Annotated in this window: 13 protein-coding genes; 5 read left to right on the top strand and 8 right to left on the bottom strand. The window is 56.6% G+C overall.

Annotated elements, in window-relative coordinates; all coding sequences use genetic code 11:
• Positions 1-354: 354 nt before the first annotated feature.
• The gene (locus C1N64_RS04580) at positions 355-1,272 is read right to left on the bottom strand and encodes an aminoimidazole riboside kinase (protein ID WP_058702349.1); all 918 of its coding nucleotides are present in this window, start codon (positions 1,270-1,272) and stop codon (positions 355-357) included.
• Positions 1,273-1,499: 227 nt separating this feature from the next.
• Here C1N64_RS04580 and yghU point away from each other — a divergent pair, with 227 nt between their 5' ends.
• The gene (gene yghU / locus C1N64_RS04575) at positions 1,500-2,363 is read left to right on the top strand and encodes a glutathione-dependent disulfide-bond oxidoreductase (protein ID WP_375124266.1); all 864 of its coding nucleotides are present in this window, start codon (positions 1,500-1,502) and stop codon (positions 2,361-2,363) included.
• Between the two features lie 11 nt (positions 2,364-2,374).
• Entirely contained in the window at positions 2,375-2,668 is a 294-nt protein-coding gene (locus C1N64_RS04570) for a DUF1330 domain-containing protein (protein ID WP_006121667.1), read from the top strand.
• A 136-nt stretch (positions 2,669-2,804) separates the two neighbouring features.
• Here C1N64_RS04570 and C1N64_RS04565 read toward each other — a convergent pair whose 3' ends face one another.
• On the bottom strand, positions 2,805-4,241 hold the full coding sequence (locus C1N64_RS04565) for a methyl-accepting chemotaxis protein (protein WP_033739053.1): 1,437 nt from the start codon (positions 4,239-4,241) through the stop codon (positions 2,805-2,807).
• A gap of 156 nt (positions 4,242-4,397) precedes the next feature.
• On the bottom strand, positions 4,398-5,330 hold the full coding sequence (locus C1N64_RS04560; RefSeq protein ID WP_054634645.1) for a LysR family transcriptional regulator: 933 nt from the start codon (positions 5,328-5,330) through the stop codon (positions 4,398-4,400).
• 136 nt (positions 5,331-5,466) lie between these two features.
• Here C1N64_RS04560 and C1N64_RS04555 point away from each other — a divergent pair, with 136 nt between their 5' ends.
• The gene (locus tag C1N64_RS04555) at positions 5,467-6,537 is read left to right on the top strand and encodes a tartrate dehydrogenase (protein WP_394515277.1); all 1,071 of its coding nucleotides are present in this window, start codon (positions 5,467-5,469) and stop codon (positions 6,535-6,537) included.
• A gap of 1 nt (position 6,538) precedes the next feature.
• On the opposite strand, the gene C1N64_RS04550 is transcribed toward C1N64_RS04555, so the two are convergent.
• The 5 genes from C1N64_RS04550 to C1N64_RS04530 form a co-directional block, all read right to left on the bottom strand.
• Complete coding sequence (locus C1N64_RS04550) at positions 6,539-7,870, bottom strand: glycoside hydrolase family 28 protein (RefSeq protein WP_033739046.1); 1,332 nt, start codon at positions 7,868-7,870, stop codon at positions 6,539-6,541.
• Positions 7,871-7,906: 36 nt separating this feature from the next.
• The gene (locus C1N64_RS04545) at positions 7,907-8,722 is read right to left on the bottom strand and encodes a carbohydrate ABC transporter permease (protein WP_039339038.1); all 816 of its coding nucleotides are present in this window, start codon (positions 8,720-8,722) and stop codon (positions 7,907-7,909) included.
• On the bottom strand, positions 8,722-9,594 hold the full coding sequence (locus tag C1N64_RS04540) for a carbohydrate ABC transporter permease (protein ID WP_033739042.1): 873 nt from the start codon (positions 9,592-9,594) through the stop codon (positions 8,722-8,724). The genes C1N64_RS04545 and C1N64_RS04540 overlap by 1 nt, the downstream gene beginning before the upstream one ends.
• A 63-nt stretch (positions 9,595-9,657) precedes the next feature.
• Positions 9,658-10,989 carry an ABC transporter substrate-binding protein gene (locus tag C1N64_RS04535; RefSeq protein WP_033739253.1) on the bottom strand — a complete coding sequence of 444 codons (1,332 nt, stop codon included), beginning with the start codon at positions 10,987-10,989 and terminating at the stop codon, positions 9,658-9,660.
• Positions 10,990-11,085: 96 nt separating this feature from the next.
• Positions 11,086-11,313 carry a hypothetical protein gene (locus C1N64_RS04530; protein WP_152607470.1) on the bottom strand — a complete coding sequence of 76 codons (228 nt, stop codon included), beginning with the start codon at positions 11,311-11,313 and terminating at the stop codon, positions 11,086-11,088.
• Between the two features lie 202 nt (positions 11,314-11,515).
• Between C1N64_RS04530 and C1N64_RS04525 the strand changes: the two genes are divergently transcribed.
• Together C1N64_RS04525 and C1N64_RS04520 are read left to right on the top strand one after the other, a co-directional pair.
• Positions 11,516-12,115 carry a GNAT family N-acetyltransferase gene (locus tag C1N64_RS04525; RefSeq protein WP_058702346.1) on the top strand — a complete coding sequence of 200 codons (600 nt, stop codon included), beginning with the start codon at positions 11,516-11,518 and terminating at the stop codon, positions 12,113-12,115.
• Between the two features lie 13 nt (positions 12,116-12,128).
• On the top strand, positions 12,129-13,220 hold the full coding sequence (locus C1N64_RS04520) for an ABC transporter ATP-binding protein (protein WP_033739035.1): 1,092 nt from the start codon (positions 12,129-12,131) through the stop codon (positions 13,218-13,220).
• Positions 13,221-13,274: the final 54 nt, after the last annotated feature.

Raw genomic sequence — 13,274 nt, 5'->3', positions numbered from 1 at the left:
ATTACGAGCCAGGTCAACGGTTGTAAAGCAGGGAAAGGCGAATGAGTGAACTGCCTCACAGCAAAGCGCATTCGGGCATAACGTAGCGTCGGGGGCCTGGCGAAGCAGGACAAAGCGGGCGCGGTCAGGCAACGTCGAAGCCGTCACAGGTCAGTCAAATCAGCCGGAAACCTGATAAGGCCAGCGCAACGCGGTGAAATGACACGGCAGGAGAAGGGGGCAGGTTCGGGTGCGTAATCCGTCGTGGTCGCCAGGGTGACGGAACGCGCGCATCTGGGCGTTCCGCCAACGGTCACCTGCCCCGTATGGGTTCTGCTGCCCGCCGGGCGGGCCTGAGCGCGGCGACAGTGGGCATTAGCCCGCAATCTGATGACGATAGGGCAGCGCCGTCATCGCGCCTTTGGCGGTCGTCGCCAGTGCGCCACATTGCTGAGCGCTGGTTAAGCATGCCGCCAGCTCCGTTTCATTGGTGGGCAGGCCTTTTTCTGCCAGTCCCCACAATAACCCCGCGACAAAAGCGTCACCGGCACCGGTGGTGTCCACGCTCACCACGGGTAACGTGGGATAGTGATAATGCTGGCCCTGGTGCCAGACTTTTACGCCGGCTTTGCCCTGGGTAACCATCAGCAGACTGATCGCATAGCGTTCTGCCAGCATCTGCAGGCTGTCACCGCCCTGCGCCTCTTCGGTCAGAAAGGCCAGCTCTTCCTCCGACAGCTTGACCACATCTGCCTGTTGCAGCGCGCGGTTCACACAGTCACGTAACTGCGCGTCATCGCGCCACAGGTCGTGACGAATGTTGGGATCAAAGCTGACATATCCCCCGGCTTCGCTAATCCGCTGCATCGCCGTAAAGGTCGTGGAACGGGACGGTTCGGCGGCCAGCGCAATGGAACAGCAGTGAAGCCACTCGCCCGGCTGAAACGGCGGCAGATCGCCTTGTTCAAGAAACAGGTCTGCGCTGGGCCGGACCATGAAGGTAAAGGAGCGTTCGCCCTCATGGTCGAGCGCGACCACGACCGTTGACGTGCGATGCGCGCTGTCCAGCGTCATATACGCCGTCTCAACCTGCTCACTGGCCAGCGTTTGCTGCATAAAATGGCCAAAGGGATCGTCCCCGACCCGGCCGATAAATCCGCTCTTGCCCTGCAAGCGGGCAATGCCGACGGCCACATTGGCGGGCGCGCCGCCTGCACACTGAATTAAATGCCCCGGTCCGTCCGGAAGCAGGTCCACCACGGCGTCACCCAGACACCAGACTCGCGCTGTCATCGTTATCTCCTGCTCAGCTATAGCTAAATTTTACTAAACCGTTTTAGCATAGCAATGCTCAGCCGTCATCAATGTGATTTAGGCAGAGAAAACAGACACAGGGCTGACGGTCAATTGCCTTAAGCATTGTAGTAAAGCGATACAAAGTCACCGCCACCAGGGTTAAACCGGCGTGCTGGCAACTGCTACACTCGTGACACTCCAAACACAAAAAGGCGAACCTCATCATGTCTGAACAACACTATCAGCCCGCTAAAGTCTGGAAGTGGGACCCGGAAGCCAAAGGTAACGGCGCCAAAACAAATCGCCCAACCGCAGGCCCAACGCATGAAAAAGCCCTGCCGGTCGGTAAACATCCTTTGCAGCTTTACTCCCTTGGTACGCCAAACGGCCAGAAAGTCACCATTCTGCTGGAGGAGCTGCTGGCGCTGAACGTAAATGATGCGGAGTACGATGCCTGGCTGATTAACATTGGCGAAGGCGACCAGTTCACCAGCGGCTTTGTTGATATCAACCCGAATTCCAAAATCCCGGCCCTGAGTGACCACTCTGCCACGCCGCCGATTCGGGTGTTTGAATCCGGTAATATCCTGCTCTATCTGGCAGAGAAATACGGTTATTTTCTGCCAAAAGACATTGCGAAGCGCACCGAGACGCTGAACTGGCTGTTCTGGCTGCAAGGCTCTGCCCCTTATCTGGGCGGCGGTTTTGGTCACTTCTATTACTACGCGCCAGAGAAAATTGAGTACGCCATTAACCGCTTCTCACTGGAAGCCAAACGTCAGTTTGACGTTCTGGATCGTCAGCTGGCCAATAACCGCTATCTGGCCGGTGATGACTACACCATTGCTGATATCGCCACCTGGCCGTGGTACGGCAGCATGGTGCTGTACAACCAGTACAACGCGGCCGAATTCCTGGATCTTCAGTCCTATAAAAATGTGGTGCGCTGGGCCAAAGAGATCGCCCAACGTCCGGCTGTAATGCGTGGTCGCAAAGTTAACCGCGTGATGGGCGATCCCGCCGACCAGTTGCGTGAACGCCATGATGCATCGGACTTTGATACCCAAACCCAAGACAAGCAGGCCTGAGGAGAAAGACAGTGAGTGCATATGTCGTATTTATTCGTGATAACACCCTGAATCAGGATGAAATGGCTGCCTACGCGGAAAAAGCGGGCAAAGCACGGGGTGACCATCCCATCAAACCGCTGGCGTTCTATGGCGAACTGGAAACGCTGGAAGGGCCTGAAGCCGAGGGCGTTGTGATTATTGAGTTCCCGACGACTGAGGCGGCGCATGCCTGGTATGACAGTCCGGAATACCAGGCGGCGAAACAGCATCGCCTGAAAGGCGCCAACTACCGTGTACTGTTAGTGAAAGGCGTGGACAGCTAACGGCCTGGGGCCGCTGTCGTCCTGCGGATCACGACGTCATCCTGACGGACCCGCAGGCCGGCGGCTGCCCACTTAGCCAGCCAACGTAACCCCTGCCCTTGTGAACCTCATCCCGGGATGGTTCCCCTGTCTTTAATCAGCTAAAACGAAACAGCGAAATCGCCTGCTGCAACGCGCCTGCCTGCTGCCGTTGCTGCTGCGCAACCTGAAGCGTTTCGGTCACATGTTTGACGTTATGCTGCACGCTGTGATCGATACTGCTAATACTTTGCTGAATCTGCGCAATGCTCTGATTCTGCTGGACACTCATCTCAGAGAGTTCACTTACCAGCTGTGACAGGCTGTCGATACTTACGTGAATGGCCTGCATGGTTTGCGCGGCCTGGTCAACCTGAACGGTGCCCTGACCGGCGCTGGAGCTGGAGGCATCCATCAGTTGCCGGATTTCCCGTGCCGCATTCTCACAGCGTAACGCCAGGGTACGCACCTCACTGGCAACGACTGCGAATCCGCGTCCTTCCTGACCGGCTCGTGCGGCTTCCACCGAGGCGTTCAGCGACAGGATGTTGGTCTGGAAGGCAATGCCGTCAATCAGTTCAAGAATGGTTTTTACCCGCCCCGACTCGACATTAATCTGGGCCATTGAGTGCATGGCCTGCTGAATATTCTCCTGGCCTTTACTGGCGACCTGGCGGGTTTCCCGGGCCAGATCGCAGGCCGTTTGCGCTTTGTCCCGCGCAAGACTTGCCGCCACGCTGATTTGTGACATTGCACTGGTCGCAACATCCAGCGCCTGCGCCTGCTCGTCAGTGCGCTGTGACAGCGCGGCATTACGAGACAGCATACTGTCTGATTCCTGCAGCAGTTCCGCAACGCCGTGGCTGACCTGATTTAACGTACCGCGCATCGTCCCCAGCGTCTGACTAAAGGTGCGGGCAAAGGGCGTTTCGCTCTGCTGACTGTCCGCAAACAGCGTCAGGCAACCAGGCTCGCGGTTAATGCGGGCAGCCAGTTGCGCCACTTCGCTGGAGGCGCGCAAATCCGCAGCCATCTGCCGGGCAATAAGCACCAGCATCGCGGTTTGCGCCACCACAAACAGTGAATGAAACAGCACCATCTCCAGACCTGGATGGTGAAAGACCACGATGCCAAACCGATCGTGCTCCTGCAGATAGTTGAATACCAGGTGATGCACCGCGCCCGTCGCGGCTGCCATCAGAAGCGGTCGGCTGTCGCGGTAAACCAGCAAGACCGACAGTAAAACAAACACCGAAAAGTGAAACTCGGTTTCGCCCCGGCCCAACTGAATCAGCAGCCCCGCAAACCCAATCAGCGTGAAGGCCAGCCAGAGTCGGGAAAACAGCGTTCCGTTTGCCAGCCATCCCACCAGCGTGGCGACCAGCGCCAGCGCGGTACCCACGGTTATGGCCAGCCACGTTGACTGATACAGACTGCCGACGATAGCGGAAATCACTACCAGGGCCCAGCACAGCATAACAATCAGCCTGTCGGCCTGCTTCGCAATACGCTGAGGGGAAACCCCCTCCCCGACGCGGGTTAAATCTGTATTCATAGGTACGCATCCACCAGAGGTTGCACCGCGCCTCAGACCTGAGGCGTGCCCAGAGTTGGTCGGCGCAACGGGCGCAGACACATAAGATTGGTATCGACGCGTTCCGTAAATACTTTATGGCGGGTAATGCATAACTGAGGGCGATTTTTCAAAACCTCACAGATTCGTTAACGATGCATCCATCTGCAAATTTTCCTGCAGAAAAGTCACAAACGCCGAGATGCGTGCTGGCGGCTGCCGCTGCGCCTGCCAGACGGCAAAAATATCGCCATCGGGCGCATGCCAGGCAGGCAGAACATGCAGCAATTCCCCCGCCGCAATGCTGTGTTTTGCGTCCCACCATGAGCGCAGCAAAATACCATGACCATCCAGCGCCATGCGCATCGCCACTTCCCCGTCGTTGGTCACCAGATTACCGCGCACCTTCTGGCTCAGGCTCTCAGCGCCGCTGACTAAGCGCCACAGAGCGAAGTCGCTGTCATGTTGCCTGAGTAAAATGCAGTTATGTTGCGCCAGCGCACGGATACTGTCTGGCAGGCCGTGCTTCGCCGCATAGCCTGGCGAGCAGCACAGCACACGCGGATTCTGGACCAGCTTACGGGCGATCAGCCGCGAATCCGGCGGCTCGCCTACGCGAATATCAATATCCACATGCGCATCAAGAAAATTCAGCGGCTGGCTGCTGAGCTGCAGGGAGAGGGCCAGATGAGGATGGCGGGCGGCAAAAGCTGACACGCAGGGTGCAATATGGCGACGGCCAAAGCCGAAGGAGGCGTTGATGTTCAGCGTGCCGCGTAACTGCGTCGTTTCACCACTGACCGCCTCTTCCAGTGCCGCCAGTTGCTCCAGCAGCGGACGTGCACCGTCCAGATAGCGCCGCCCTTCCGGCGTCAGCTCCAGCCTGCGCGTGGTGCGGCGCAGTAACTGTACGCCCAGCCGCTGCTCCAGCTGGCTTAATCGTTTGCTGACGGCCGCCAGCGATAATCCCAGCTCGCGCGCCGCCGCCGTTAAGCTGTCCAGAGAAGCGACGCGCAGAAAGAACACTAAGTCATCACTGGAGGTGCGTGATTCTCTACTTTGATTCAACATGGGATTAACTTCCAGGCTAATTATTTACCTCAGGTGGAGAGTTATACTGCGCCGATGCCCGATCATTAATCAAGCTGCATATCGACAGCCTTCACCCACTGACGGGCCCCTACAACATCAACCTCAGAGGTACCCTGTGACAGAGAAAATTCATCGTATCGCCGTGATTCCCGGCGACGGCATTGGTAAGGAAGTGATGCCAGAAGGTATTCGCGTGATGAATGCCGCAGCAGAGAAATTTAATATTCCGCTGCAGTGGACGTGGTTCGATTATGCCAGCGCGGAATACTGGCAACAGCATGGCAAAATGCTGCCTGATAACTGGTTTGCTGAGCTGAAAACCTTTGATGCGATCTATTTTGGCGCGGTCGGCTGGCCCGATATCGTGCCGGATCACGTTTCTCTGTGGGGGTCGTTACTGCAGTTCCGTCGTGAGTTCGATCAGTATGTTAACCTGCGTCCGGTCCGCCTGATGCCCGGCGTGAAAGCGCCGTTAGCCAACCGGCATCCCGGTGATATCGACTTTTACGTCGTGCGCGAAAACACGGAAGGTGAGTACTCCAGCGTCGGCGGCACGATGTTCCCCGGCACAGAACGAGAAGTGGTCATTCAGGAAACCGTGATGACCCGGGTGGGCGTTGACCGCATCCTGAAGTTTGCCTTTGACCTGGCGCAGCGTCGGCCTAAAAAACACCTGACCTCTGCCACCAAATCAAACGGCATCGCCATCACCATGCCTTACTGGGACAACCGCGTTCAGGCAATGCAGGCGCATTATACTGACGTTAAGGTCGACAAGTATCATATTGATATTCTGACCGCGAATTTTGTTCTGCATCCCGACTGGTTTGATGTCGTGGTGGCCAGCAATCTGTTCGGCGACATTTTGTCAGATCTGGGCCCTGCCTGTACCGGCACCATCGGCATCGCGCCGTCCGCCAATATTAACCCGGAAGGCAACTTCCCCAGCCTGTTTGAACCGGTACACGGTTCCGCGCCCGATATCGCCGGTAAAAACATCGCGAACCCGATTGGTCAGATTTGGTGTGGTGCGATGATGCTGGAGCATCTGGGCTACAAGGCGGCAGGAGATGCCGTGCTGGATGCCATCGAACGCACGCTGGCCGCAGGCGAGCACTTAACCCGCGACCTGGGCGGCAGCGCCAATACACAGCAACTGGGCGACGCTATCGCAGCGGCGCTGTAAGTTACTCCGCCAGCAGCACTACGCTGTCCGGATGCCAGCCTGGCGGCAGTGGCTCAGGCCGCTGAATCGCCAGGTGATGCAGGTGCAAATGTTCAACGCCGCGCGCGAACAGGCCCGGCAGCCCGCCCGGATAGCGCTCCACGCCGTACGCCTCGCCCGTGGTCACATCGACCCGGTACGCGTTGTCCAGCCCCATCCCGGTCGGTGAGTCCGGATTACAGGGCGGCCGAACATCGAACTGACCCTGTACGCCCTGCGCGACTGTCTGACGCAGCTGTAGCTGGCTGATGACGATGTCGCGGATCCAACCCGGCTGCGCCGCATGCAGGTTGATCGCCCCTTCTGCCACACCGCTGAGATGGCTGAACTGAACCTGTTCAACGATCCCTGGTGGCACCTGCGGATCGCGCGTGCGCACAGAAATAAACAGGGGATCGGCTTTGCCCCAGTGGCAGGCGGCAACATGGTGACAGTGAAAGGTGATGTGACTGAACAGGACGCGCCGTATCGCACCGCCGTCCCGCGAGACAATGCCAATGCCGCGGTTGGAATCAAATAGGCTGCAGCCGGTCACGGTAATATCTTCGACGTCATCCCAGGTTTCCGTGCCGATTTTAATCGCGCAGCTGTCGCTGCGCAGCAGGCAGTTGCTGATCGCGATGCGCCGGGCCGGACGGCGCAGGCTGCCAGGCTTCAAGGTCGTTTTAATGCAAATCGCATCGTCAGCGGCGCTGAAATAGCTGTTGCTAATCAACACGGCCTCGCAGCTGTCGATATCCAGCGCGTCCGTGTTGGGCAGCGTCATGGCGTTATCAATGGTCAGATGGTCAATGTGTACATGGCGGCAGCTGACAAGGTGCACCGTCCACATTGGGGCCTGGAACAGGGTAAAGTCCTTGAGCGTCACCTGCTCGCAGTCCTCAAAGACGATCATGCGCGGTCTGTCTGCCCTGGGCATGCGATAGCCCTGTTCGTCGGCCTCTGCCGCAAACCAGGCTTCGGCGTCGCCTTCTATACGGCCTTTGCCACTGATCGTCAGATTGCGCTGCCCCAACGCATACAGCAGGACGTTATGCGATTTCTCAGCACTGCTCAGCGTCTTCCATTGCTGATAATCTGCCAGGTGCCGGCTGGCAATCAGCACCGCCCCGGCGGCCAGATGCAGCTCAAAATTGGAAGGCAGATTCAGGCTGCCACTGCGATAACGCCCCGGTGGCAACGTCAGCCGACCGCCGCCCGCTTCAGCAATCTGATCGATCGCGCGTTGCAGTGCCTGCGTGTCCGGCGTTTCACCGTCCGCTGCCGGATGAAAATCAGCAAGAGAAAGATCCATTTTTCGGCCTCCGTCGTGAAGTGTGACCTGGTGGGGTTATTTCACCGCGCCTTCGGTCACGCCACTGATGAATTTGCGCTGGAAGAACAGGAACACCAGAATGAGCGGCATAATGACGATCATCGCCCCTGCCATCAGTACCGGGATATCGATGGTGTTTTTATTCTGAAAAAACATCATGCCAATCGGCAGGGTACGCAGTTCGTCTTTATTCACCAGAATTAACGGGATAAGAAATTCGTTCCACGTCCAGATAAATAGCAGCAAGGCCAGCGTGGAGATCGTCGGCCAGATAGCCGGGACTAAAATGCCCCACAGGATTTTGACGCGCGACGCACCATCCATCACGGCCGCTTCAACCAGCTCTTTCGGAACCTGCTGGAAGGCGCTGGCAATCATCAGCGTCGTAAAGGGCAACGAGAGCGCAATCTGCGGCAGGATCAGGGCCAGAGTGGTATTGGTTAATCCCATCCAGTGCAGTTCGTGATACAGCGGAATGATAAAGGCTTCACTTGGTAATACCATGCCCAGCGCCAGCATCGCCGCCACCAGCTTTTTACCGGGAATTTTCAGCATGGCAAAGCCAAATCCGGCCAGAATACCCAGCAAAATACTGCACAGCACCACCGGAATCACGACCAGCACGGAGTTCATAAAGTAAACGTTAAAATGCCCCTGTTGCCAGGCGGTCACGTAATTTTTGATATTCAGAGACGCGGGCAGCGTAAACACGCCCTGAAACAGCTCTGTCTGAGTCTTAAATGAGGTCATAAACGCCATCAGAAACGGCATGATGGTCAGCAACGCCACGACCCAGATGAGCGCACGAGAAATAACCGGAGTGCTTTTCATCAGTAACGCTCCTTCAGGGCCAGATGAATCAGGTAGTTAATCCCTAGCACAATCACCATGCTGAATACGGCGACCGATGAGGCATAGCCGAAGTAGTGCAGATCAAAACCCTGCTTATACATAAAGATATTGGTGACCATCGTGGAAGTGCCCGGCCCGCCCTGGGTCATCACATAAACCAGATCAAAGGCTTTTAAGCTGGCAATCACTGTCAGGAGCAGCGCGATACGCAACTCCGGGCGCAGGCCCGGCAGCGTGATGCGCATAAACTTACGCCGCCGCGACGAGCCATCCAGATCGGCCGCTTCCAGCAGGGACGGGTCCATACGCTGCAGGCCCGCCATAAACAGCACCAGACAGAAGCCAAAGAAGTACCAGGTGGCCACCATGCCCACGGCAGGCAGTGCCCAGGTAAAATCCCCCAGCCACGACATTGCCAGCTGCGGTAAACCGACAGCACGCAGGAACTGATCGATCGGGCCAAATGCCGGGTTATAAAGCCAGCGCCAGACCACGCCCAGCACCGCCATCGGCATGATATAGGGCAGGAAGAACAGAATCCGCAGCACGCTGCGCTCGGTATTGTTGCGGGTTTCATACAAAAAGCTGCATAGCAGGAGTCCGACGCTGATCGGCAGCAGCGTATAAAACAGCATCAGGATGGCGTTGTTGCCCAGCGCAATCCAGAACACCGGATCGCTGAACATGCGCAGGTAGTTAGCGACGCCGGCAAAAACCGGCATGGATATGCCATCCCATTCGGTAAAACTGATTCCCAGTGACGCCAGCAGCGGCAATAACAGAAACAGTCCATAAACCAGCACGGCTGGAAGAAGATAGAGAAAATTGCGCCAACTGCTTTGATTCAACATAACCGTACTCGTCGTAGTGAGATCGACATTCAGGCCCGGCAGATATGCTGCCGGGCACCCGGCTTAGTGTTTCAGGGTTTTTATATAACGCTGATAGTTGTTATCGAAGTTAGTGACCATCTGATTCGCCGTGAGTCGTCCCGCCAGCAGCAGCTGTACGTTTTGATTGAGTTCGGCGTTCATCGTCGGGGTGGCCCAGTCCACATAGTGACCCAGTCCGTCATAGGCATTGAGCGTCAGCCAGACCTGATAGGCCTCGCCTAAGAGCGGATTGTCGGCCGGGATTTTTGCGTCTTTACTGGTGCTGGCGGGCAGGAAGCCCACACTCAGCCAGCGGTTTGCCATGCTGTCTGACACCATATAGTTGATAAATTTGGCTGAGGCATCCTGCTGCGCTTTGGTTTTTGCCATGCTGGTCATCGAGAAGGCCAGGTCAGTCCCGCCGACCATCAACGGCTGCTTCACACCCTCACCCGCCGGCATCGCGGCAAAGTGAATATCTTTATTGTCTTTAAACTGGCCCAGATACCAGGTGCCGCTGACCAGAAAAGCCGCCTGACCGTTCTGGAACAGCGTGGCGGCATCATCGTGGCCAATGCCCTGATAGCCAGGGAACAGGTAACCTTTATCGGCCCAGCCTTTCATCATCGTGGCGGCCTTAATCAGCTTTTCATCTTTGAACGTGCCGCCCACGTCATAAATCAGGTCATCCAGCGCTTTACGATCGTGACTTTCAATCTGCGCTTCCCACAAGGTGCTGAGCAGTTGCTGACCCATATTGCCGTCCAGCAGACCTAACATCATTGGCGGCGTGCCCTGCTGCTTCAGTTTTGCCATGGCGGCTTCCAGCTCGCTCAGGGTTTTCGGCACCGCAATACCGGCTTTATCCAGTAGCGCTTTGTTGTAATACAGGCCGACCATTTCACCGAGGCTGGCAACACCGTACAGCTTACCGCTGCCAAACTGACCACTGTCAGACCAGCGGTTACGCTTCAGAATGGAGTCCGGGAAGCGTTTGGTCCAGCCGTACTCGGCCGCATAGCTGTCCAGCGGCAGCAGCAGTTTGTCTTTTACCAGCGATCCCATATCGCCGCCGCCCTGGTTCACCTGTGCGATCTGCGGCCCTTCACCTGCGGTTAACGCCAGCTTCAGTGGAATTCGGGTATCTTCGAAAGAGTGCACGGAGCGATTAATGACGATGCCGGGGTTTTGTTGAGTGAATTCTTTAATGCCTTCATCGACTGCCGCCGTTTGCTGAGGATACGTATAGATATCCCACTCATTCAGCGTGACTTTGCTGTCGGCATGCGCAACGCTGCCCATCAGCAAGCCCGCCGCCAGGAGGCTACGAACCGACGTGCGAAAACGGAACGAACGAACTGAGGAATCAGACATCATGCTCACTTTCTCCAATAGAGGACGGGCATCCTTTCTTCACACGGTCTGCACTCCCGCAGACTGAAGCCGCATAACTCACCTTCTCATCCATAGTTACTTTAATAAAAAAATAAAGTCAAACACCGGGCCGGCGGAATTGCCAGGTTGTGAGCCTGCGCAAAAAATCAACCTGGCAGCCCGCTTATCCGAATAAGCGCGGGGTGATAAAAAGAAATGCAGCGTAATATTCATGCTGATCTTTTCCGCAGCAGCACAATAATCCACCGCCAAAATGACGTAATAACCTGCTGATAAAAAATATGAAAATCCTATGACGCTCACATTTTTAACTTTTAATTTAAACGGGTAATCCGCGCAGGCCCTGCGGTAGCACGCCACAAGGGCGCACGGAGACTGGTCTGGTCAGGCAGAGCGCGGGCATAACGGGAAGCCCACTGACAGCACGGTAATTATTCCATCTTGAAAACTAAGTCAGCTTTCATTAACGTGAGATTGTTCAATGACTGACCTGTGAGAAATGACGATGGTGAATCAAGGTGTCATTCGTCCGGCGACCGCGTCGGATTATCCCGCGCTCTACCGTATTTGTCTGGAAACGGCCAATGCTGGAAAAGATGCCAGTCACTGCTATTCCGACCCTGAGTATCCCGGGCAGCGCTTTGCCGTGCCCTATGCACGCTTTGCCCCGGATTTTGCCTTTGTGCTGGAGGTTGAGGGTAAGGTGATGGGATATGTCGTTGCCACACCGGATACCGTCGCCTTTGAAGCGCAGCTTGCACGCGACTGGTGGCCCCGGCTGCAGGAGAAATACCGCGATCGCACACCTGTCGCCCCTTACGACAGCAAGATTCTTGACAGTATCCGTCAGCCTGAGCCTGCCGCACAGGCGCTGGTGACGCAGTGGCCTGCCCATCTGCATATCAATCTTCTGCCGCCCGTTCAGGCGGGCGGCTGGGGACGCAGGATGATCGAACATGAACTGGCAGCCCTGCGCAACGCGGGTGTGCGCGGTGTCCATCTTGGCGTCAGCCTGCAAAATGAGCAGGTTTGCGCGTTTTATCAACGCCTGGGATTCAGCCATATCCTGCGCAGCAACGCCATCTATATGGGCCAGTTACTTTGATCAGGGGAAGCTTATGACCAGCCTGCGCTTACAGAACGTTAAGAAGTCCTATGACAACATCGGGGTGATTCACGGGGTCGATCTCACCATAAACAGCGGCGAGTTTGTTGTGTTTGTCGGGCCTTCCGGCTGTGGCAAATCCACCCTGCTACGCATGATCGCCGGACTGGAAGAGATTACTGACGGAAAGCTGCTCATCGACGACAAAGACATGACCCGCCAGCCTGCCACCGAACGCGGCATTGCCATGGTCTTTCAGTCTTACGCGCTCTATCCCAATATGACCGTGCGCGGCAATCTGGCGTATCCGTTAGAGGTAATGAAGAAATCAAAAGCGGAGATTGCCCAGGCCATTGAACAGACCGCCGCGCGCTTACACCTGACAGAACTGTTAGACCGCCTGCCGCGCGCACTGTCCGGTGGTCAGCGCCAGCGCGTCGCCATTGGCCGGGCCATCATTCGTCATCCCCGCATTTTCCTGTTTGATGAGCCGCTGTCCAACCTGGATGCCGAACTGCGTCTGCAGATGCGCATTGAAATCGCCCGTCTGCATGCCTCACTGGGCAATACCATGATCTATGTTACTCACGATCAGTCTGAGGCAATGACGCTGGCCGATCGCATCGTCGTGCTGCGTAAAGGCAAGATTGAGCAGGTGGGCGCGCCGCTGAGCCTGTACAGCGATCCCGACAACCTGTTTGTGGCCGGATTTATTGGCTCACCGAAGATGAATTTCCTGCGGGCTGAGATTACGGCGACGCGTCAGGGCGAAGTGCAGTTAACCGTCCCTGATCTGGCCATCACGCAGCTGGTACTGAAGATTGAGGCGCCCTGCCATGAAGGTCAGCGCGTAACGCTGGGCATTCGCCCTGAACATATTCAGCCCGCTGCCGCCACACCATCTGCACAGCAATTTAGCGGAACGCTGTCCTTTGCCGAAATGCTGGGCCATACCAGCTACCTTTATCTGGATGTGGGCATTGAACAGATGTTGGTGGTAGAAGAACGTGAGGCTCAGCCACGTGAGTTGGGGACGGCGGTCAGGCTGGGACTGTCGACCGATCACTGCCTGCTGTTTGATGAGCAGGGGCAGCGTCTGCGCTAAACCGGATGGCGCCCCGGCGCCGTCAGATGACTTTTCCAGCTTCACCAGTGCAGA

The organism is Pantoea sp. SGAir0215 (assembly GCF_043543215.1).
The sequence above is the reverse complement of the archived record's forward strand: the minus strand, read 5'-3'. Positions and strand labels throughout refer to the sequence as shown.

Coding starts and splice junctions, on each gene's coding strand:
- C1N64_RS04550 (WP_033739046.1), bottom strand. CDS start 7,870: ATGGATCTTTCTCTTGCTGATTTTCATCCGGCAGCGGACGGTGAAACG.
- C1N64_RS04545 (WP_039339038.1), bottom strand. CDS start 8,722: ATGAAAAGCACTCCGGTTATTTCTCGTGCGCTCATCTGGGTCGTGGCG.
- C1N64_RS04525 (WP_058702346.1), top strand. CDS start 11,516: ATGGTGAATCAAGGTGTCATTCGTCCGGCGACCGCGTCGGATTATCCC.
- yghU (WP_375124266.1), top strand. CDS start 1,500: ATGTCTGAACAACACTATCAGCCCGCTAAAGTCTGGAAGTGGGACCCG.
- C1N64_RS04565 (WP_033739053.1), bottom strand. CDS start 4,241: ATGAATACAGATTTAACCCGCGTCGGGGAGGGGGTTTCCCCTCAGCGT.
- C1N64_RS04580 (WP_058702349.1), bottom strand. CDS start 1,272: ATGACAGCGCGAGTCTGGTGTCTGGGTGACGCCGTGGTGGACCTGCTT.
- C1N64_RS04535 (WP_033739253.1), bottom strand. CDS start 10,989: ATGTCTGATTCCTCAGTTCGTTCGTTCCGTTTTCGCACGTCGGTTCGT.
- C1N64_RS04560 (WP_054634645.1), bottom strand. CDS start 5,330: ATGTTGAATCAAAGTAGAGAATCACGCACCTCCAGTGATGACTTAGTG.
- C1N64_RS04520 (WP_033739035.1), top strand. CDS start 12,129: ATGACCAGCCTGCGCTTACAGAACGTTAAGAAGTCCTATGACAACATC.
- C1N64_RS04540 (WP_033739042.1), bottom strand. CDS start 9,594: ATGTTGAATCAAAGCAGTTGGCGCAATTTTCTCTATCTTCTTCCAGCC.